Genomic DNA, 20,494 nt, shown 5'->3' on the forward strand with positions numbered 1-20,494 from the left:
TGTTGCGCCAAGGAGAGATCCATGAACAAACCGGCGACCGAGACCCGACGACCGCTCCGCCTGCTCGGACTGCTGAAGACACCCGGCGGCCAAGTTGCCCGCCCTCCCACGAGGTCGCCGCGTTGCGCGCCCGGATCCGTGCCGACGACGCCGACGACGCGGCCTTCATTTTGCGCCAGTCCCACCCGGCGCCGTGTTCTGGAATTGATGCCCGCACCCCAGCGCTCCCACGGTGATCGCCCTTGTTGGGATTCAAACCCGCACAGCGCAGGCCGTTTGATGAACCTCGACATTGTCTCCTGCGAAACATGGGCGTCTGCAGCTGCACGTCCTCCACGAGCGCGGGCGGCTGGCCGGCGTGGTGTCAGTGATCGCACTTTGCAATCGAACCTTGCGGATGCGGTTGCGACACTGATGGATTCGAATCCCATCTTGGTGACTCCCGATGCCGATCTGATCGATGCCGCGGTATTGATAGCCGACTACAACTTACACACCATTTCGGTCGTCGATGACGAGGGTCAGGCGCTGGGGGTGGTGACCGTCGATGCCGTGCTCAGGCCACCATTCCCGACGACTGGCGCTAGCGAGCGCCCGGGCCACGCCTGGTTCGCGAAGACCTGACCTCGATGAGCAGCGAAGAAGGAGACTGGCTATGACACTCTTGGACCGCCCCACTTCCGACACAGTGTTGGCGGCGCCGCACGGCACCGCGGTGCTGGACAGCGCACACGTCGGCGACATCGAAGGTGCGCTGGGCCGAATCGGCCTCGGCGACAACGCCCGTCCGCGTAGCCTGAAAATCCGCCTAGCCACCATGCTGGCGATCATCGGGCCCGGCTTGATCGTGATGGTCGGCGACAACGACGCCGGAGGCGTCTCGACCTACGTGCAGGCCGGACAGAACTACGGCTACAGCCTGCTGTGGGTGCTGGTGTTGTTGATCCCGGTGCTGATTGTTAACCAGGAGATGGTGGTCCGGCTCGGTGCGGTCACCGGGGTCGGACACGCGCGGTTGATCAATGAGCGGTTCGGCCGCGGCTGGGGCTGGTTTTCCGTGGGTGACCTGTTCCTGCTGAACTTTCTGACCCTGGTCACCGAATTCATTGGCATCACCCTGGCGGCCGACTACATCGGCATCCCCCGATATGTGGTCGTCCCGCTGGCCGCGATCGCGCTGATCACCATCATGGCCACCGGCAGCTTCCAGCGCTGGGAACGCGCGATGCTCGCGTTCATCGCGATCACGCTGCTGCAAATCCCAATGTTGTTGATGTCCCATCCAGATGCGGGGCGCGCCGCGAAATCGTTTGTCATCCCGGGCATGCGTGGCGGAGTCACCTCGGACGCGGTGCTGTTGATCATCGCGATGGTCGGCACCACGGTGGCCCCGTGGCAGCTGTTCTTTCAGCAGTCCAACATTGTCGACAAGCGCATCACGCCGCGTTTCATCGGCTACGAGCGCGCCGACACCACACTGGGTGCCTTCGTCGTGGTGATCGGTGCGGCGGCGTTGATCATGACCGGCGACTGGGCCGCGCGGGCCACCAACAGCCGTGGGCGCTTCGCCGACGCCGGCACGGTTGCGCACCTGCTCGGCCAAATCAACACCACCCTCGGGTCGGTGTTCGCGATCGTGTTGCTCGACGCCTCCATCATTGGGGCGGCTGCGGTGACCCTGGCCAGCAGCTATGCCTTCGGGGATGTACTCGGGCTCAAGCATTCCCTGCACCGTGGCTTCGGTGACGCCAAGCCATTCTACCTGTCCTACACCGGGATGGTCGTGATCGCCGCAGCGATCGTGCTAATCCCCGGGGCGCCGTTGGGGTTGATCACGACCGGCGTGCAAGCGCTGGCCGGGTTGCTGCTGCCCAGCGCGACTGTCTTTTTGGTGCTGTTGTGCAACGACCGGGAAGTCTTAGGCCCCTGGGTGAACCGGCCGTGGCTCAACGTAGCGTCAGGGCTCATCGTCAGTGTGCTGTTGCTACTTTCGGGAATACTCATGGCCACGACCGTATTCCCCCGCCTCGACATCGTCTCACTCGCCGCCGACCTCACCGTCGGTATCGCCCTATGCTCCGCAACCGTTTTCGGTGTGCTGCGGTGGTATGGCCGCCACCGCCCGAAACACAATGGCCTGACCAGCCCCCCCCTTGACCTGGCCACAGCCCAACGGGCCACCTGGCGAATGCCGCCGTTGACCTCGTTGAAACCGGTGTCCTGGTCGGCCGGAACTCGGCTAGGCATGCTGGCCTTGCGTGGCTACCTCGTAGTCGGGGCGATTTTGCTCGTGGCCAAAGCCATCCAACTCGGTAGCACCTGACGACGACCGTGCGCGTCGGACGCAGCAGCTCACTTAGTGGCCTCGCCAGCGCGAGTGAGCTTCACCCAAACGCCCCCCCACGCACTTGTAACCGCAGCTTCACCGAGCAGACCTGCTTGCGAACTCTGTCGCCGCGCAACCAGGTCTGGGCAACAAAACCTTCACGCGCGTCGGCTGAGCGGGCTCGATCGAACAGCTGTCGGTGCCGTCCAAGCTGGACCGCGAGCGCCCCGCCAATGAACGCGCAGGCTTGAGCGGTGGGAAACATCTGAAGATTCCTCGCCGGCGGGTCGCGATCGATGGCATTGCTGGGATGCCGCTTAGACATCCTGGGGCCGGCCCATCGGGGTCCGTCAGATTACGGTGTAAGCGGCATCTTCGGTTAGGTGTTTCACTTTCCGGCATGCGGTCGGCGAAGCAGATCGCGAAGGCGTTCACTGCCAATCTTGAACGCATGTCCATCGCTTCTGTCCTGTCCCGGTCAGGTGCAGTGACCGCGTGATTAAGTAGAGGTATTCGAGTGCAGCCTGATTGGTCGGGAAGCGGGAAGTGTCCGCGGACACGGATGGCCCAGCCGCGCTCAAAAAGCGGCGCGGTGTCCGTGGGCCACTCGAACAGCGTTGCGCTGAACTGGATCTCGGCGCAAATGGTTGGGACGTCGTCGCGTTATCCGGCAAACGGGGGGCGCGCCATCACCGTCGGGCGGATCCCGTAGCGCGGACCGGTGCCGCCCGAACTTCCGCCGACGCCCGCCAGCGGCATTCCGCCCAGCAGGTTTCCGGGCCCTGACGTGTCGGGCGTGGTGATGAAGCGGCTGACCGGGATCGATGATGCCCCCGAAGGGACCGCCGGGGTCGCGGCAGACCAGGTGGGCGGTACGGACAGCCCACCGACCGGTGCAGCAGAAGCCAAACTTGCCGATATGGCGCCGCCACCACCGGCCACGCCGCGCAGCGACGCGCCAACGGTGGGCAGGGCCGCGGCGGCCTTGGCGCCGTCGCTGGCGGCTTTGGCGGCGGGTGCTAGTGCCTTGCCGAGTGATTGAAAGTGCGTTGTCATGCCGGTAGCGCGATACATCATCGCGAGGGTGTTCTGGGTGGGGCTGGCGTATTGCGACCACAAGCTCACAAACTCGTTCTGTTTCAACGCATCCGAGATCGGTGTTGTGGATGCGGTTGATGAACTAGGTGATGCGAGGCTTTGCAGTGCAGAGGGCGTGGAGGATAACAGTTGCGTCTGCGCGTCCGTGCCGGCCGAGGTGCCGGCGGCTCGGGTGACCGCGGCGGCCTGCATGGCCTGTCCGGCGGGGTTGGTGGTTTGGGCCGGCTCGGTGAACGGCGTCACTTCGGCAGTTGGTGCGGTTTGGGCCGCGTAGCCGTACATCGCGGCGGCGTCTTGCGCCCACATTTCACCGTATTGGGCCTCGAGTTGGGTGATCAGCGGAATGTTTTGGCCGAGGACATTGGTGGAAATCGCCTGGGTGAGCAGGGTGCGGTTCGTTTCGATCAGTGGTGGGGGCACCGTGGCGGCGAACGCGGTCTCGTACGCCCCCGCGGCGGCTCTGGCTGATGTGGCGGCCTGTTCGGCTTGCGCCGCGCTGGTACGCATCCACGTCACATAAGGTTGGGCCGCCTCGGCCATTTGGGCTGATGCCGGGCCCATCCACCCTTCGCTGGTCAGTTGTGTGATGACGGTGTCGTAGGCGGTGGCTGCAGAGTCCAGCTCGGCGGCCAGCATGTTCCAGGCCCATGCCGCGGCCATCATCGATGCCGAACCGGGGCCGGAATACATGCGCGCAGAATTGAATTCGGGGGGTAGCGCTCCGAAATCCAGCACTTGTCACCCTCCTTAGCTGGCCGCGGCGGCGTTGATGGCTTCGGTGGCCGCATAGGAACCGGCGCCGAAGTGCAGCATTCTCACGAAGCTGTCGTGAATCATCGTGGCCTGGGCGCAGACGTTCTGATACATCTGGGCGTGCGTGGCGAACTGGGCCGCGATCAGCACTGAGACCTCATCGGTCGCCGCGGGAACCACGCCCATCGTCGGCGCCGATGCCGCCGCATTCTGTGCGGCCAGCGCCGCGCCGATAGTTGCCAGGTTCTGGGCTGCGGCGGATAACGCTTCGGGTTGGGTGGTCACGAACGACACGGTGATTTCTCTCCTCGCTGGTTCCGGTCAACGGTGTGGAAGGGCCGCTAAAGCCGCTCCTCCGCGAGGTTAAGTGCTGCGCGCGCAATAGTGTATGTCCAAAGACAAATGTTCATCGTCAGCTAGATTCAGTTCATAGCTGTGAACTGTGACGTACATATATGTTCTTAGAATCGCATATGTGTACAAACGTCCACGCTTGAGGGGTAGCCACCGCGGCCGCGGAACGGCATCGCGTTCGTGACTCCACGGCCGACGGTGTCGGCGGCGCTGGACGGTACTCGCGCACCAGTATCTGACCACGGTTTCGGGCGGCGTTGGGGTGCGTGCGACCGCCGTCGACAAGACGAAGGGACCCATTAGTGGACTACGGGGCGCTTCCGCCGGAGATCAACTCCGGGCGGATGTACGTTGGCGCGGGGTCGGGGCCAATGCTGGCCGCGGCCGCAGCCTGGGACGGGGTGGCCATCGATCTGTACACCACGGCAGCCTCCTACAGTTCGTTGATCGCCGAACTCACCGCCGTGTGGAGGGGTCCGGCCTCGGCGACGATGGCCGCCGCCTCGGCCCCGTATGCGGCGTGGCTGACCGCGGCGGCCGCGCAGGCTGAGCAGACGGCCGTCCAGGCGAAGGCCGCCGCGGGTGCCTACGAGGCGGCGTTCGCGATGACGGTTCCGCCGCCGGTGATCGCGGCCAACCGCGCGCAACTGATGATGCTGATCGCGACGAACTTCTTCGGCCAAAACCTGCCGGCGATTGCGGCCACCGAGGCCCAGTACGCCGAAATGTGGGCCCAGGACGCGGCCGCGATGTATGGCTACGCCGCGGCGTCAGCCGGCGCCTCAACGTTGACCACCTTCGACCGGCCGCCATCCACCACCAACCCGGCGGGGCAGGCCGGTCAAGCCACCGCGGTCGCCAACGCGGCCGAAACAAGCGCGCAATCCAGCGCGTCCACCTCGGGGCTGGCAAACCCAACATCGGCCTCCAGCGCAGTACTGAATGCATCGGCTGCGTCATCGGAATCATCCAAACCGGTGGCCTGGAAAGACTGGGTAAAAATGTATACCAGCGACCTTGGCATCCTATATTACCAACTGGGCGACTATGACCACTTTATGAAGCTCTGGCTAGGTGGGAGGCCGGCCGCCGCCAGCAAAGGAACTCAGGCCGCGGCGGCCGTGCCTCGTCTGGGTGGAACCCTGGGCGGAACCCTGGGCGGTGGCCCGACGTCCTCTGCCTCGCCCGTCTCGGCGGGTCTGGGCAGGGCGGCCACGGTGGGTCACTTGTCGGTGCCGCAGAGTTGGGCCGCCGCGGCACCGGCGACAAGCGCGGAAACAGCGCCCCCGGCGGTCAGCACCGTCAGCGCCGGCTCCGAGGCCAAGGGAAGCGGGTTGCTCCGCGGCATGCCGCTGACGGGCACGGGCCGGGCGGCTGGCGGCAAGATTGTCGGGCAGCGGTACGGGTTCCGCCCGATGGTGGTGGCTCGGCACGTCGTCGGCGGATAGACGCTTAGGGTCCGCGGCGCGGCGAACGCGCGGCGTGGGCCTACTTGCCGGACGTGAACCAGGCGACCTTCGCCTGCCAAGACCGGGCAGATCCATACGCGAAGCCAATGGCGCTCAGACAGGCGCACAACCAGACGGACAAGGCGATATCGGTGCCCGCCCAAGCGGTGCCGATTTGAATCACGCTCGCCGCCACCCCGAATCCCGCCGAGATCAGATAGAGGTCGACGGTCGTCGTTGAGCGGGGATCCGTCCGCAGGATCAGCAGCACTCGCCCGGCGTAGGAGAGCAGGTAGATCATCAGGGCACCCAGGACCAGCCAATAGGCCAGCAACCAGAAGTCGGCGGGGGCCGCGAAAAAGTCAAGATGATGGCCTTCGTCGGCGATGACGAACAGCGCCACCAGCAACGGAACCCCAATCCGTAGCGGGCGCGTCACGTGCTTGCGCAACAGCTCGCTCTCGTGGGTTTCGTCGACCAGGCGGATGAGTCCGTGGCGGATGATCGCCGTCACCGCGAAGATCCAGCAGATGTGGCCGAGCAGATGTTGTACGTTCCACAGCCCGAAGATGCGGTGCAGGAGCGGTCCGAGCGCGGCCGCGGCCCACTGCGACATCAGCAGCACCGCGCAGCCATGCAATGCGATGTTGCGGGTAGCGCCGGCCTCCCACCTCGAGCGCCAGGTGTCGCGCCGGATCCACAGGCTGCACAGCAGGGCGGCCAAGGTGGCGACGATGAGTGCGGTTTTGATCATTCAAACGGTCCCGGCAGTCCCGCTCAGACCGGCGGACTGTTGGGATCGGGACGAAGATCACGCAGCCTGGGCGGGCCGGCCTGGGACTCCACATACTCGGTGACCGAGTCGGGGTCGATCAAGCCGAAGCGGACTTGCAGGTCAACCGGATTCAACCCCAAATACTTGGCCGCCCTGATCAAGTTGTCCGCGGTAATCAACCTGCCTTCGCGAGCCGCCTTATAGTACGCGGACTTGCGGTAGCCGAACGCTTCGTAGACCTCGGTAGCCGCCAAAGGCCGACCGACCAGGTACGGCAGCACCACCGCCGGGTCCTTCGCACTGTCGTCCACAATTATGGACGATAGCGCCGTTCGACCGACCCCGCAAAAGAAGCGCGAGCCATTAATCGAACAGCGTCGCGCAACCGTGGATCTTTTCCAGGTCCAGCAGGGCGCGTTTGCGCTGCAGGCCGCCGCCGTAGCCCGTGAGGCTGCCGTTCGCGCCGATCACCCGGTGGCACGGCACGACGATCGCGATCGGGTTATGCCCATTGGCCAATCCCACCGCGCGCGCGGACCCCGCAGCGCCGATCTGCTCGGCGATGCGTCCGTACGACCTCGTCTCCCCTGTCGGGGGTGCGGCACTCGATATGCGACCTCGACGGCGGCCAATGGTTTACCGGAAGCTCAAGAATGACCCAAAGATATTGGATGGCCTAGGAACACCACGGGCGCCAACGGGCGGAGCGTTCGACGAAATCCACTGGGACTGGTTGAGTCGGCCTGGGGCGCGGTGCCGGTGTTGCCATCGGTCCGTTTCCCCAGGCCGCTCTCCGAACCCGCCGTGCGTGTTTCCACGCAGCGGGCTCTCCACGGCATCTGCCGTCAGGCGGGGTGTGCCACCGTCCAGGGGTTGGGGATCGTGTTGCCCCGGTAGCGGTACCGCGTGATGGGTACCGAGGCCAGGTTGAACAGTTCGATCCCGTCCGCCGAGGGTCTGGTCCACCGGCCATGCAGACCGGTGTGATGTCGGCGGATGTCTCTTCCATTCCAGCGGTGCAGCTTTCGGAACCATCGAATCACCCTGTGCCACACGAAGTTTTCCAGGGAGCTCATGGTGTGTTTAGCCACTGCATGCCGGAAGTAAGCCGACCAGCCGCGCATGATCTGGTTGAGCCGGATCAGCACGACCCTGGGTGGTTGCTGCGACAACCTGCTCGTCAGGGCACGTACCTTGTCCTTCAACGACCGGACGGGCCGGTCGGCGATGAAGGTGTAGACGTACCACTTGGTCGTTCCACGCTTGCGGCGCCACTGGATGTGGAACCCAAGGAAGTCTAACCCGTCACCCATGTGCACGATCCGGGTCTTGGCCTCGGAAAGCCGCAACCCCAGCGGAATCAGCACCTTGGCGATGTCTTCGCGCAAGGCTTCGACGTCGGCCTGGTTGCCGTGCACGAGGACGACGAAATCATCTGCATAGCGGACGATTCGCCAATTCGGCAGGTCCTTGGCGCGACGTCGGGCGCGTCGGCGAGGAGTGCTCATGATCCCGCCAGGCATCCACGGCCCGTGCACGTGCTCATCGAGCGCGCCCAAGGCGATGTTGGCCAACAGCGGGGACAAGATGCCTCCCTGCGGCGTGCCGGTGAAGCTGGCCTCACGGATGCCGAGTTCGGTCATCACCCCGGCCTTGAGGAACGCCTTCACCAGCGCGAGCACGCGCTTGTCCTTGACCCGTGCGCGCACCCGATCCATCAGGGCCGAGTGCTCGATCGAGTCGAAACACGCTTCGATATCCGCGTCCAGCACCCAGCGATAACCCTTGGTGCCGAAACGTTGAATCTCCGCGACCGCGTCGTGCGCTCGCCGCATCGGCCGAAACCCGTAAGAGACCGGCACGAAGTCGGCCTCGAAAATAGGTTCCAGCACCAGCTTGAGCGCCGCCTGAACCACCCGGTCGGCGACGGTGGGAATACCCAGCCGCCGCACCTTTCCGCTCCCACCGGGCTTGGGGATGATGCGTTCCCGTACCGGTAGCGGGCGGAACGAACCCGATTTCAACTGGGCTCGCAGGTCGATCAGGAAGCCGGCCACACCGACGGTGTCCTCCATCGTCACGACGGTCATGCCGTCCACGCCAGGAGTCTTCGCGCCGGTGTTGCCTGCGACCCGGTCAAACGCCACCAGCAGCGTCGCCGAGTCGCACACGAAGTTGAACAGATCATCGAACCTGCGGCCGGGATCGGCCGCTGCCCAATGGTGAAGCTTGGTCTGCATCCCCGATACCCGCGACCAAGGCCCCAGCGGGGCATCCTGATCGAGAGCGCCGGTATTCACTGGCGCATCTTCCGGCATTGCAGTGTCCTTCCCTTCTCGATAACCGCTGCCGCCCTTCCCCATGTGCCGGGCTTTCCCCGGCTCGAAGTACTACGGCGGCTCCGCCCCGTCCTGGACTGATCGGCTGTCGATGCGCCCAGCCGACGCCCCAAGACTGGATGCCCGGAACACCGGCGAGACCAGAACGGTTCCCGTGTTCACTGTGATTCGCTCGATGAAGGAGGAGCCCGACTCGGTCCCTGCGGCATCACCACGACTACCCCGCAGCACTTCACCGTGGTCTCCGGGTCGGTCGTTGAAGCCGACCCAGGAGTTCCCAACAACACGCTAAACATGTTGGGACGCACCGCTCTCGGCCCACATCCACCAGGTTCGAGCCGATCCAGCCTTGAGAGACGTAAACGCCGGTTCCTCTCGTACTCCTTTCCATCTCGCTCGCCGGACCCGCACCATCTGGCAGTGCTGACACGTTCCGACTTTGTCGGGGCCGCTTGCCACCCTCACCGGCATCACCCGGATCGGGCTGCCCCCAGCTTCACCGCCCTGCTGCGACAGGATCGGCAGAGGAGGTCTCACACCCCCTCTCGAATACACAGCGCCTCACGGCGCACTCAATGTATGGGCTCAGGACATTTTTGACGTTTTGCCGTCAGGAGATGCTTGACGATTTTGGGGGATGGCTCCTGCGCCGCTGACGTGAAACCGGGTGATGGGTTTGAGGTTTCGTCGGGGACGGACGGCGATCTCTTCCTCGCCGTGCAGTATGCGCAAGTGGGTGTCCTCGATGACGACGGTGACGATCTTGCCGCGGTGACGGGGACCGAGCTTGATGTTTTGGCCAGCGACCATGATCCGGCCGCTGTCGTGGACCTTGCGTTGAGCACGCAGCGATCCCGCGGGCATCGGTGGGGGTGGCAGCGGCGTGGCCGGTGGACGTGCGCCGCTCAGACGGCCCAGCTGCCCGGTGTCTATGGGGCAGGGCCAGGTGCCGACGAGGGCGTTGTCGATCACGGCGTGCATCAAGTGTCCGTCGAGGCGCAGCGTGACGCGCCGTCCGGCCCAGGCGAACCCGATTAGGTGGGTGGTGCCGGCGATCGAGACGGTGCCGTCTTTGGTGACGGTGCGTTCGATCTCCACCGCATCACCGGGCCGGATCACCGCGGTGCCGTTGGCGCGGCGTAACGCGGGGCGCTCGGGTTCGGGGCCGGCCGGCCGGGCCCCGCGCATCGCCATGTATCGCAGATCATCGGGAATGAGTCGAGAGCGCACCGTGCGCAGGACCTCGCCGTCGAGGCTGACGTGAATGCTGCGCAGATCGGCCCACACGTGCAGGGTTCGTCCGGCCAGGCTCTTATGCACGGCGACCGACTGGCGCCCGGAGCGGATCGTGACCTCTCCGCTGGGCGGGACCCGCACGTCGAACTCGAGGGCAGTGCCCGCAGCGGGCGGCAGCGGGGGTGGCTCGATCACATCGATCACCAGCGCCGCCGGGGCCGCAACCCCGGGAGCAGTGGACTGCTCGGCGTCGAGGCGAGTCGGGCCGTTGGGTCGAAACAAGCTGGCCGGCACCGCCATATCCAGCGCTTGATGCGGGCGCTGATGGTTATAGGCGGCGATCCAACCGTCGATCGCTTGCTGGGCGGCAACGATCGATTCGAACGGCGCCACGTGATCGAGGAACTCGGTGCGCAGCGTCTTGTGGAATCGTTCGATCTTGCCGGTCGTGGTCGGTGAGCGGGGCTTGGTCAGCCGCTGTTTGATGCCGTTGTCGCGGCAGATCTTCTCAAAGATCACCTCAACCGGCAGCGGCTTGATGAACCGCCCAGTGAACTGACCACCGTTATCGGTCAACACTTCGGCGGGCACCCCGTAGCGGCGCATCGCCGCGGTGAAAGCCTCAGCCACCTCCCGCGCGGACGGAGTGGCCAACACAGTGGCCACCACGACGAACCGGGAATGGTCATCGACGCCGGTCAATAGTTTGCACTCGCGCCCATCGGCCAACGGCACCCCGCCGACGATGTCGAGCTGCCACAGATGCATCGGCGCTTCGCGTTGCCAGCTCTTGTATTTGCGTTTGTGCTGCTGGGCTTGGGGATCGACCAGGCCATTGCGCACCAACACCCGATGCACCGTTGCCCGCGACGGCACTCGCTCCAGACCCTGACGTCCCAGTTCATGGCTGATCCGGCGAGCCCCCCAGCGCGGATGCTGCCGACGCATCTGACAGATCAGGGCCTCGACATCAGCGCACAACATGCTCGGGCTGGAATGCGGCCGACGAGACCGATCAGCCAGCCCATCCATGCCCTCCTGTTTAAACCGCGCCCGCCACGAGTCCAGCGACTGGCGCGTCGTGCCGTAGCGCAACGCGACCTCACCGATCGGCGAGCCACCCAGCACCTCGCACACCGCCCGATACCGGTACTCCACCAACCCCTGCTGATCCACAACCCCGCCCACCCCGACACCAACAAAGCCGGACCGAACAAGATCACGAATAAGGCCGAAACGTCAAGCGTCTCTTGAGAACAGACCGTCAAAGATCTCTTGAAACCAAACACCGACAGGGACTCGCCAAAACTGCCAACTAACCTGAGTCCTGCGGGTAAGACAAAACCGCGCACCTGCTCGTTGTCAATCGTCGAGTTCTGGCCCATTCCGGCAAGTGGCGAGCGGCGTGGTCGCCGTCGCAGGATCAACCGCACCTGCTCGCCGCCCTGGACCAGGTGACCCGTGAACTCGGCGGCGTGACCCGAGTCTGGAGATTCGACCGAATGGCCACCCTCTGCGACCCCGGAAACGGCCGAGTCACGGCCGCATTCGCCCGGGCGGCCAAACACTACGGGGAGCCGTGGCGTTCGGCCCGACGCGCCTTAGTCATCAGACGGCCCCTCCGGCCCGACACGCTGTGGCCGATGGCCGTTTACACCTCATTATTGCAATCCCGGACCTAGGGAACACGATCCGGGTACGTCCCCCCTGATGATGTTCGCCAAAGGTCGATTCATAGTGATATTGCGATGTATCTATGTTACGGTCGAATGAGTAGTAGATGAAATGCGCCCGACAGGGCCGAACACGAGGAGGAAGTTGATGTTTCCGCATGCGCTAGCGGCGAAGGCGGCCGCTACGGTGTTCACGGGATTGGTGGGCGTGAGTGCCTATGAGCTGTTGCGTAAGGCGGCTGGTGGGGCGCCGGTGCGTCGGGCGACGGTCGCGGCCGCGGAGTTGAGTTTGCGAGGGACGCGTCGCGCAGAAGTGGTAGCGGAGTCGGCTCGGCTGAAGGCGGCTGACGTGGTCGCCGAGGCGCGTGAACGCATCGGCGAAGAGGCTTCCCCACCGGCTGCGGCCGCGGTCCACGACCACGACCACTGATCGCTGTTATGACTGTTGTCGAGGACACCGCCGTAGAAGTCCTCTCCGATGCGGCGGGGCGGATGAGATTGCATGTTCCGTGGGTTCGTTCGGATTCCCGTCGTGCGGTGGCCGTCGAAGACAAGGTGGACAAGCAGACCGGGGTGCGCGCGGTGCACGCCTATCCCCACACCGGATCGGTCGTGGTGTGGTATTCACCCAAGCGTTGCGATCGCTCGGCGATCATGGCGGCCATTGCGGCGGCCAAAGACGTTGCAGCTGAGCTGATTCCCGCGCGTACGCCGCGCTCGGCGGACGTCCGCAACACTGAGGTACTGCGCATCGCGATCGGCGGGGCGGCGCTGGTGTTGTTGGGTGTGCGCCGCTACGGTTTCCGCCGCCCGCCGCTGCTGGGCCCCAAGGGTCAGTTGGTGGCCACCGGCGCGACGGTGTTCATGGGCTATCCGTTCTTCCGCGGGGCGCTACGCTCGCTTCGTTCTGGCCGCGCCGGCACCGACACGCTGGTGACGGTGGCCACGGTGGCCAGCATGGTGTTGCGGGAGAACGTGGTCGCACTGACCGTGCTGTGGCTACTCAATATCGGCGAGTACCTGCAGGACCTGACGCTGCGCCGCACCCGGCGGGCCATCGCCGACCTGTTGCGCGGCACCGCGGACACCGCCTGGATCAGGGCCAATGATGGCAGCGAAGTCCAAGTCCCCATCGATACCTTGCAAATCGGCGACGAGGTCGTCATTCACGATCACGTGGCGATCCCGGTGGACGGCGAGGTGCTCGACGGCGAAGCGGTGGTCGACCAGTCGGCGATCACCGGAGAGACGTTGCCGGTCGGCATGGTCGTCGGCTCCCGTGTACACGCCGGATCGGTGGTGGTACGCGGACGCCTGGTGGTGCGCGCGGCCGCGGTGGGCAGCGAAACCACGATCGGGCGCATCATTTCCCGCGTCGAAGAGGCCCAACACGACCGGGCACCGATTCAAACCGTCGGTGAGAACTTCTCGCGCCGATTTGTCCCGATCTCGTTCATCGTGTCCGCGGCAACTCTGCTGCTGACCGGCGACATCCGGCGCGCGATGACCATGCTGTTGATCGCGTGCCCATGCGCGGTGGGATTGTCGACCCCGACCGCGATCAGCGCCGCGATCGGCAACGGGGCGCGCCGCGGCATCCTGATCAAGGGCGGGTCACACCTCGAACAAGCCGGGCGAGTGAACGCCATCGTGTTCGACAAAACCGGGACGCTGACCGTTGGGCGCCCCGTCGTGACGAATGTTGTTGCCTTCCAGAAGGACTGGCAACCCGAAGAGGTCCTGGCCTACGCGGCCAGCTCAGAGATCCACTCACGTCATCCGCTCGCCGAAGCGGTGATCCGCTCGACCACCGAACGCCACATCACGATCCCGCCGCACGAACAGTGCGAAGTGCTGGTCGGCCTGGGCATGCGCACCTGGGCTGATGGCCGCGTTTTGCTGCTGGGTAGCCCCTCGCTGCTGCGTGCCGAAAAAGTCCGCGTGTCCAAGAAGGCAACCGAGTGGGTCAACAAACTGCGCCGCCAGGCCGAGACCCCGCTGCTGCTTGCCGTGGACGGCACGCTGGTCGGGCTGATTAGCCTGCGCGACGAAATCCGCCCCGAGGCCGCCGACGTGCTGAACAAGTTGCGCAGCAAGGGCATTCGGCGCATCGTGATGCTGACTGGTGATCATCCGGATACCGCCGAGGTGGTGGCCGGCGAACTCGGTATCGACGAGTGGCGCGCCGAGGTGCTACCCGAAGACAAGCTTCAGGCGGTGCGCCAACTTCAAGACGAAGGTTACGTCGTCGCGATGATCGGTGACGGCGTCAATGACGCGCCGGCACTGGCGACCGCCGATATCGGGATCGCCATGGGGCTGGCCGGCACCGACGTCGCCGTGGAAACCGCCGATATCGCACTGGCCAACGACAACCTGCAGCGCCTGCTTGACGTACCCGATCTGGGTGCACGAGCCGTCGCGGTGATCCGGCAGAACTACGGCATGTCCATCGCCGTCAACTCCGTCGGTCTGCTCATGGGCGCCGGAGGGGCCCTATCGCCGGTGCTCGCCGCGATCCTGCACAACGCATCCTCGGTCGCGGTGGTCACCAACAGCTCTCGACTCATCCGCTACCGCCTGATGAACGGTCAAACCGCGACCGCGAACGAACACTCAACGGGGGCGCCTGTCGGCACCACCCGTCAGCAAGCCGCGGTGTCGTCCCCGGTCGCCAATTGATTGCCCATGCTGTCGCGCCTCCCCGCAGCGCCATCCTTAAAGGGCGCGTGTCTGGGCTCACGGGCCTCCCGTTCGAGTGGGCCGCTTAACGCCTGAGGCCGAGGAGCGCCCGGTGAGAAAGGGGAGCACAAGTGAGTGGACCAAAGCCGTCGGCTGAGCAGGTCGGGTCGCACCCGGTTATGCATCTCTCAGAGTTGCTGCACGCGCCGGTCCTGGCCCGGTCGGGCGAGGCTGTGGGCCGGGTGCAGGACGTGATCGTGCGGCTGCGCGGCGCCGACGAGTATCCGTTGGTGAGTGGGATCGTCGCTGTGGTGGGGAGGCGGCGGGTGTTCATCGGCAGCCCCTCCATTTCTCAGTACGCCCCAGACCGCGTGGTATTGGCGACACACAAAATCGATCTGCGCGGTTTCGAACGCCGCGACGGCGAGGTGTTGCTGCGCGCTGATGTGCTAGGACACCGGTTGATCGATGTGGCTGCCGTGGAGTTGGTACGCGCCTATGACGTGGAGCTCGAAGATACCGGCGGCGGGTGGGTGCTTGCCCGTCTGGATACTCGCCGCCCGGCGCGGTTCTTCGGACTAGTCAAAAGTCGGGGTGGGCATGCGGCCCGAGATTGGAAGGCATTCGAACCACTGATCGGCCACGCCCGCTCCGGTGCATCGCGACGTCAGTCAGGCCGGCTCGGCGGGTTCAAACCCGCCGACATCGCTGATCTTCTCGAAGACGCTGACAAAGCCGAGGGTGGGGAGATCCTCGACCGGGTCCGCAGCGACCCGGAATTGGAAGCCGACGTGTTCGAAGAACTCGACCCTGACAAGGCCAGCCGATTGCTCAATGACATGGCCGATGACGAGGTCGCCGCACTATTGGGCCGGATGCGCGCCGACGACGCCGCCGACGCGATCGCAGACCTGCGTCAATCGCGGCGCCGGCGCGTGCTGGAGCTGATGCCGGGCCCGCAGCGCACGAAGGTGATCACCCTGATGGGCTTTAACCCCGACAGTGCCGGCGGCCTGATGAACGTCGACTTCGTCTCCTGCGCCGCAAGCACCACTGCCGGCACGGCGCTGGCACTGATCGCGGGCGCCACGACGATACAGCCCGAGGCATTGGTCAAGATGCATGTCCTTGATGAAGACAACCGCCTGGCTGGTGTCGTGTCGGTGATCGACCTGCTGCAAGCCGAACCCGGTCAAACCGTTGAAGCACTGATGGATTGCGACCCAATTCGAATCGGCGCTGAAGCCGATCTGACCGACGTCGCCCTATTGATGGCCGACTTCAACCTCTACTCCATCCCCGTCGTCGACGGCCAGGACCGCGTGCTCGGGGTTGTCACCGTCGACGACGTGCTAGAAGCCACCATCCCCGAGGATTGGCGTCGCCGCGAACCCGCCCCCCGCCCGGTCCGCGAAATCACCCCACCGCATGACGATCGCGACGCGCCTGCACCAGAGAGTGAGGCGCCGTGACCTCCGGCGAGAAGGCCACCGGCCACGCAGCAGCGACTCACCGATCCGAGTCGCCACCACCGAAGCGCACCGCTGTGCTTGACTCGGCTCACCTCGGTAATATCGAGGGCGCCTTCGGGCGCATTAACGTCGCGGAAACCGACCATCCCCGCACTTTCAAGACGCGGCTGCTGACGCTGCTTGCCATTATCGGTCCCGGAATCATTGTGATGGTCGGCGATAACGATGCCGGCGGGGTGGCCACCTACACCCAAGCTGGCCAAAATTATGGCTACTCCCTGCTGTGGGTGCTACTCCTGCTCATCCCGGTGCTCATCGTCAACCAAGAGATGGTGGTCCGGCTCGGCGCGGTTACCGGCGTCGGACACGCCCGCTTGATCAACGAACGCTTCGGCCGCGGCTGGGGCTGGTTCTCCGTCGGCGACCTGTTCCTGCTCAACTTCCTCACGATCGTCACCGAGTTCATCGGCATCACTTTGGCCGCCACCTACATCGGTATCTCCAAATACATTGTCGTTCCGGTCTCAGCGATCGCGCTCATCGCGATCATGGCCAGCGGCAGCTTTCGCCGGTGGGAGCGGGCTATGTTCGTCTTCATCGCCATCACTTTGGTGCAGATCCCAATCCTGTTGATGGCGCACCCACAGTGGGCCCAGGCCGCCAAATCATTTGTGGTGCCGAACATCTCCGGTGGCGTGACCTCGGATGCGGTGCTTTTGATCATTGCCATCGTCGGCACCACCGTGGCGCCTTGGCAGCTGTTTTTTCAGCAGTCCAACGTCGTCGACAAGCGCATTACACCTCGATTTATGGGCTACGAGCGCGCCGATACGGTGTTGGGGGCGTTCATCGTGGTGATCGGCGCCACCGCGCTGGTCATGATCGGCGATTGGGCGGCGCGCTCCACTGGCACAGCAGGTGGTTTCACCGACGCCGGCGCCATCTCGCATCTGCTGGGCCAACACAATTCGACGCTCGGCTGGTTGTTCGCGATCGTGCTGATGGACGCCTCGATCGTCGGCGCCGCCGCAGTGACCCTGGCCACCAGCTACGCCTTTGGCGACGTATTCGGCCTGAAACACTCGCTGCACCGGGGGTTCGCCGATGCCAAACCGTTCTACCTTTCTTACAGCGCGATGGTGTCGTTTGCGGCGGCGATCGTGCTGATTCCTGGCGCCCCCCTTGGGTTGATCACCACCGCCGTGCAGGCCCTCGCTGGCTTGCTGTTGCCCAGCGCCAGCGTGTTCCTCCTGCTGCTGTGCAACGACCGGGAAGTATTGGGCCCCTGGGTGAATCGGCCCTGGCTCAACTGGGTTGCCGGGCTGATCGTCGGCGTCCTGCTGTTGCTGTCGGGAATCCTGATGGCGACTACCTTGTTCCCCGGCCTCGACGTGATCGTTGTCGCCGGCTACCTGGCACTGACCTTGGTCATACTCGCCGCAGCCACGGTACCGGCACTTCGTTGGATGGGTCGCCGCCAGCCCTCACCACCGGCGGCATCGAGCCCGGCGCGGCCTATTGACCGCAATAGCTGGCGAATGCCACCACTGACCTTGTTAGAGCCCGTGACGTGGTCGCCAGGGACCCGTCTAGGCATGATTGCGCTGCGCGGCTACCTCGTCGTCGGCGCCGTCCTGCTCATCGTCAAGGCTGTCCAGCTCAGCGGCCGATGAATTTGGGCCAATCCGAAAGGTCACCAAATGAGCACGCCACGCAACGGGCGATTCGCCGCCGAAGCCAAATACCTACCGCACTACAACGACATCCAACAGATCACCGGAACGCCATCCTCGCCACCATTGCGGCCGCTCTGGCAGTGCCGTTCATGATCATCGAATGTCGATGATGTTGCGCGCGCACCAGCCGAAATCATGTCGGTGGTCCGCAACGCTCCCGCGTTAAAAGACCTTTGACACCCTGAGGGAAAACCAGTGGCCCAAACGAATATGTCTCGTGGGAAACGGTCGACGACCAGCATAATACTGCTCTTTGCTGCGGCGCTGCAAGGACAAGGACCGTGTGTGGGGCTACGACATCGTTGTTTGGCTTGCCACGGGTTGAGCGTGCGAGCGGCGCGCCGGCGAGGTCTGGGTGGTGCAACGTGTTCACGGCTGACGAAACGGCGGCGGCCTGCCCGGGTGTGGGGTGGTGCCCTCCTCGGTCAAAGAACGGGTGTTGACGTCGCCGAATGGCATCCCCTACGGGGTGGGATTGCATCCGAACCGCTGCTCCGCGTAACTCTCTGTCGTACTTCTTCGGTTTTTCTACATCGCTACCCCTTATAGCTGATGCCTCTGCGACCTCGGGGGAATCTCGGCTTTCTGGCTGTCGTCTCTGATCGCTCGCCCGTCGCCTGAACTAGTGACTGTCTGGCGTTGCCGCAGCGCAGCGATCGCGTGCCGTTCAGCGGATTGCGCGGCGCGGGCGAGTGCGTCGCTTTCCTCGGCCGGATCTGGCCGCAGGAAACTGCCCGTGCCGGGGGCGCCGCTGGCGCCGAGCTTGTTCATCCGCTTGGGTACTGCCGCGCCCTGATATTCCAATGGAATTGGGTGACCGTCTTCGTCGACGTCTCCTAGCGGTTGATGTATTTCTATGTAGGCGCCGTGCGGAAGGCGATTAATGATGCCGGTCTCGACGCCGTGCTGAAGCACCGCGCGGTCGCTGCGCTGGAGTCCGACGCACCACCGGTAGGTGATGTAGTAAATGATCGGCGGCAGCACCACCATCCCGATGCGACCGATCCAGGTCGTAGCGTTCAGCGAGACTTCAAACTTGTAGGCCAAGATGTCGTTCATTCCGCTGAAGGTCAGCACCAGGTAGAAGGCGATCGCCATCGCCCCTATGGCGGTGCGCACCGGCGCGTCGCGCGGCCGCTGCAGCAGGTTATGGTGGGCGTTGTCGCCGGTGATCTTGTTCTCGATGAGCGGATAACTCGTCAACAGGACGAATACCACTCCCATGAGCAGCGCCACCCAGAACGCCGCGGGCACGGTGTGGCCCCACACGTACAGTTCCCACGCCGGCCAAAGGCGAGCCAGCCCCTCGGTCCACATCAAATAGAAATCGGGTTGGGAACCGGCCGACACCTGCGACGGCTTGTAGGGACCGAGATTCCAGATCGGGTTGATCTGCAACAGCCCACCCATCAGACCCAAGATGGCTACCGTCATCGCGAAAAACGCGCCGGACTTGACCGCGAACACCGGCATGACCCGCACACCCACCACGTTGTTCTCGGTGCGGCCGGGACCGGGAAACTGGGTGTGTTTCTGAAACCACACCAACGCCACATGCACGCCGATGAGTGCCGCGAAGATCGCCGGGAGAATCAGGACATGGATGGCGTACATGCGCGAAACGATGATGTCGCCGGGAAAGTCGCCACCGAATAGCGCCCAGTGCAGCCATGTGCCGATTACCGGGACGCTCATCGTGATCGATGACAACGCGATGCGCAGCCCGGTGCCCGACAGCAGATCATCGGGTAGCGAATAGCCGAAGTAGCCCTCGAACATGGCCAGAATCAGCAGCAGCGCGCCGATCACCCAGTTCGCTTCCCGGGGCCGCCGAAACGCCCCGGTGAAAAAGACTCGGGCCAGATGCACCATGATCCCCGCGGCGAACATCAACGCCGCCCAATGGTGGACCTGCCGGACGAACAACCCGCTGCGCACTTCGAAACTGATACCCAGCGTCGACTGGTAGGCCTTCGACATCGCCACGCCGCGCAGCGGTTGATAGACCCCGTTGTAGGTGACCTCAGTCATCGACGGGTCAAAGAACAGGGTCAGATACACCCCCGTGATCACCAGCACGATGAAGCTGTACAGGGCCACCTCGCCTAGCAGAAACGACCAATGCGTGGGAAACACCTTATTGAGCTGACGCCGTAGCGCCGCCGAGGGGTGATACCGCGAATCAAGCGCGCCGCCCTGATCAACGAGCACGTCATCGAATTTTTGGCTCATCGGCAACGCAGATGCCGCGAAAGTGAGCAGTGGACGCATCGCTTCACGGCGAAAGTGTTTACCATTTCTGGGGCCGTTAAACGCGTAGCGCGATCCCCCAATGGCTGCCCCGGGCGGCGAACCCGCAGCAGTGGGCCGCAGGCACAATAGTCGAGGCTCGTTCGCGGCACACCCCCCATGCTTTGAGGCGCGTGCATACTGCTTACCTACGGCCAAGCACCACGGCAAGCAGGGTCGACTGTTCGGGTCGACTGTTCGCGTCATCAGTATCGCGGCTCCGCGCCACCGCGTCGTGGATATCTGGCCCGCGGATGTCACGCGGTTAAGTGCTCACCTGCAGTAGAATCGCTGTCAGTAGCAGCGCTAAACT

Annotated in this window: 14 protein-coding genes and 3 pseudogenes; 8 read left to right on the forward strand and 9 right to left on the reverse strand. The window is 64.4% G+C overall.

From position 1 onward, the window contains the following. Nucleotides 1-279 precede the first annotated feature (279 nt). Together P6281_RS22020 and P6281_RS22025 are read left to right on the forward strand one after the other, a co-directional pair. Nucleotides 280-624, forward strand: coding sequence for a CBS domain-containing protein (locus P6281_RS22020; RefSeq protein WP_225325986.1), 345 nt, complete (start codon nt 280-282; stop codon nt 622-624). A gap of 31 nt (nt 625-655) precedes the next feature. Then, a complete protein-coding gene (locus P6281_RS22025) occupies nt 656-2,323 on the forward strand; it encodes an NRAMP family divalent metal transporter (protein ID WP_008260722.1) in 1,668 nt (555 codons plus the stop codon). A 387-nt stretch (nt 2,324-2,710) separates the two neighbouring features. Here the strand turns inward: P6281_RS22025 and P6281_RS22030 are convergent. From P6281_RS22030 to P6281_RS22040, 3 genes and pseudogenes are all read right to left on the reverse strand, one after another. Further along, nucleotides 2,711-2,865, reverse strand: a pseudogene (locus P6281_RS22030) (IS256 family transposase); the annotation flags it as partial. Nucleotides 2,866-2,989: 124 nt separating this feature from the next. Continuing rightward, on the reverse strand, nt 2,990-4,159 hold the full coding sequence (locus P6281_RS22035) for a PPE family protein (protein ID WP_008260723.1): 1,170 nt from the start codon (nt 4,157-4,159) through the stop codon (nt 2,990-2,992). A 12-nt stretch (nt 4,160-4,171) separates the two neighbouring features. Continuing rightward, a complete protein-coding gene (locus P6281_RS22040; protein ID WP_008260731.1) occupies nt 4,172-4,471 on the reverse strand; it encodes a PE family protein in 300 nt (99 codons plus the stop codon). 362 nt (nt 4,472-4,833) lie between these two features. Here P6281_RS22040 and P6281_RS22045 point away from each other — a divergent pair, with 362 nt between their 5' ends. Then, on the forward strand, nt 4,834-5,979 hold the full coding sequence (locus tag P6281_RS22045) for a PPE family protein (protein WP_008260733.1): 1,146 nt from the start codon (nt 4,834-4,836) through the stop codon (nt 5,977-5,979). 40 nt (nt 5,980-6,019) lie between these two features. Here P6281_RS22045 and P6281_RS22050 read toward each other — a convergent pair whose 3' ends face one another. The 5 genes and pseudogenes from P6281_RS22050 to P6281_RS22070 all read right to left on the reverse strand — a co-directional run bounded on the left by P6281_RS22050 (nt 6,020) and on the right by P6281_RS22070 (nt 11,505). Continuing rightward, the gene (locus P6281_RS22050; RefSeq protein ID WP_008260734.1) at nt 6,020-6,733 is read right to left on the reverse strand and encodes a hypothetical protein; all 714 of its coding nucleotides are present in this window, start codon (nt 6,731-6,733) and stop codon (nt 6,020-6,022) included. 23 nt (nt 6,734-6,756) lie between these two features. Further along, nucleotides 6,757-7,065: a hypothetical protein gene (locus tag P6281_RS22055; RefSeq protein ID WP_008260736.1), complete on the reverse strand. Its 309-nt coding sequence runs from the start codon at nt 7,063-7,065 to the stop codon at nt 6,757-6,759. A gap of 52 nt (nt 7,066-7,117) precedes the next feature. Then, nucleotides 7,118-7,348: pseudogene (locus tag P6281_RS22060) on the reverse strand (methylated-DNA--[protein]-cysteine S-methyltransferase); the annotation flags it as partial. A 251-nt stretch (nt 7,349-7,599) separates the two neighbouring features. Continuing rightward, nucleotides 7,600-9,117 (reverse strand): group II intron reverse transcriptase/maturase, encoded by a 1,518-nt coding sequence (gene ltrA, locus P6281_RS22065; RefSeq protein ID WP_306454289.1) that lies wholly within the window; start codon nt 9,115-9,117, stop codon nt 7,600-7,602. A gap of 561 nt (nt 9,118-9,678) precedes the next feature. After that, on the reverse strand, nt 9,679-11,505 hold the full coding sequence (locus P6281_RS22070) for an IS481 family transposase (RefSeq protein ID WP_014942895.1): 1,827 nt from the start codon (nt 11,503-11,505) through the stop codon (nt 9,679-9,681). 164 nt (nt 11,506-11,669) lie between these two features. On the opposite strand from P6281_RS22070, the pseudogene P6281_RS22075 reads away from it, so the two are divergent. From P6281_RS22075 to P6281_RS22095, 5 genes and pseudogenes are all read left to right on the forward strand, one after another. After that, nucleotides 11,670-11,936 (forward strand): annotated as a pseudogene (locus P6281_RS22075) (IS21 family transposase); the annotation flags it as partial. A 214-nt stretch (nt 11,937-12,150) separates the two neighbouring features. Next, nucleotides 12,151-12,432, forward strand: a complete 282-nt coding sequence (locus P6281_RS22080) for a DUF1490 family protein (protein ID WP_008257367.1) — start codon at nt 12,151-12,153, stop codon at nt 12,430-12,432. 8 nt (nt 12,433-12,440) lie between these two features. Beyond that, on the forward strand, nt 12,441-14,684 hold the full coding sequence (gene ctpC, locus P6281_RS22085) for a manganese-exporting P-type ATPase CtpC (RefSeq protein WP_014942896.1): 2,244 nt from the start codon (nt 12,441-12,443) through the stop codon (nt 14,682-14,684). A 179-nt stretch (nt 14,685-14,863) separates the two neighbouring features. After that, nucleotides 14,864-16,156 carry a magnesium transporter MgtE N-terminal domain-containing protein gene (locus P6281_RS22090; RefSeq protein WP_008260758.1) on the forward strand — a complete coding sequence of 431 codons (1,293 nt, stop codon included), beginning with the start codon at nt 14,864-14,866 and terminating at the stop codon, nt 16,154-16,156. A 74-nt stretch (nt 16,157-16,230) separates the two neighbouring features. Then, entirely contained in the window at nt 16,231-17,829 is a 1,599-nt protein-coding gene (locus P6281_RS22095) for an Nramp family divalent metal transporter (protein ID WP_152979319.1), read from the forward strand. Nucleotides 17,830-18,435: 606 nt separating this feature from the next. Here the strand turns inward: P6281_RS22095 and qcrB are convergent. Further along, on the reverse strand, nt 18,436-20,124 hold the full coding sequence (gene qcrB / locus P6281_RS22100) for a cytochrome bc1 complex cytochrome b subunit (protein ID WP_036429510.1): 1,689 nt from the start codon (nt 20,122-20,124) through the stop codon (nt 18,436-18,438). Nucleotides 20,125-20,494: the final 370 nt, after the last annotated feature.

This window comes from Mycobacterium sp. 5-140-3-2, from assembly GCF_035666375.1.
Taxonomy (GTDB): Bacteria; Actinomycetota; Actinomycetes; order Mycobacteriales; family Mycobacteriaceae; genus Mycobacterium; species Mycobacterium intracellulare.

Bases quoted from the DNA above. Each gene is read 5' to 3' on its own strand.
- P6281_RS22080 (WP_008257367.1), top strand. From the start codon at position 12,151: ATGTTTCCGCATGCGCTAGCGGCGAAGGCGGCCGCTACGGTGTTCACG.
- P6281_RS22025 (WP_008260722.1), top strand. From the start codon at position 656: ATGACACTCTTGGACCGCCCCACTTCCGACACAGTGTTGGCGGCGCCG.
- ctpC (WP_014942896.1), top strand. From the start codon at position 12,441: ATGACTGTTGTCGAGGACACCGCCGTAGAAGTCCTCTCCGATGCGGCG.
- qcrB (WP_036429510.1), bottom strand. From the start codon at position 20,124: ATGAGCCAAAAATTCGATGACGTGCTCGTTGATCAGGGCGGCGCGCTT.
- P6281_RS22020 (WP_225325986.1), top strand. From the start codon at position 280: ATGAACCTCGACATTGTCTCCTGCGAAACATGGGCGTCTGCAGCTGCA.
- P6281_RS22050 (WP_008260734.1), bottom strand. From the start codon at position 6,733: ATGATCAAAACCGCACTCATCGTCGCCACCTTGGCCGCCCTGCTGTGC.
- P6281_RS22090 (WP_008260758.1), top strand. From the start codon at position 14,864: ATGCATCTCTCAGAGTTGCTGCACGCGCCGGTCCTGGCCCGGTCGGGC.
- ltrA (WP_306454289.1), bottom strand. From the start codon at position 9,117: ATGGGGAAGGGCGGCAGCGGTTATCGAGAAGGGAAGGACACTGCAATG.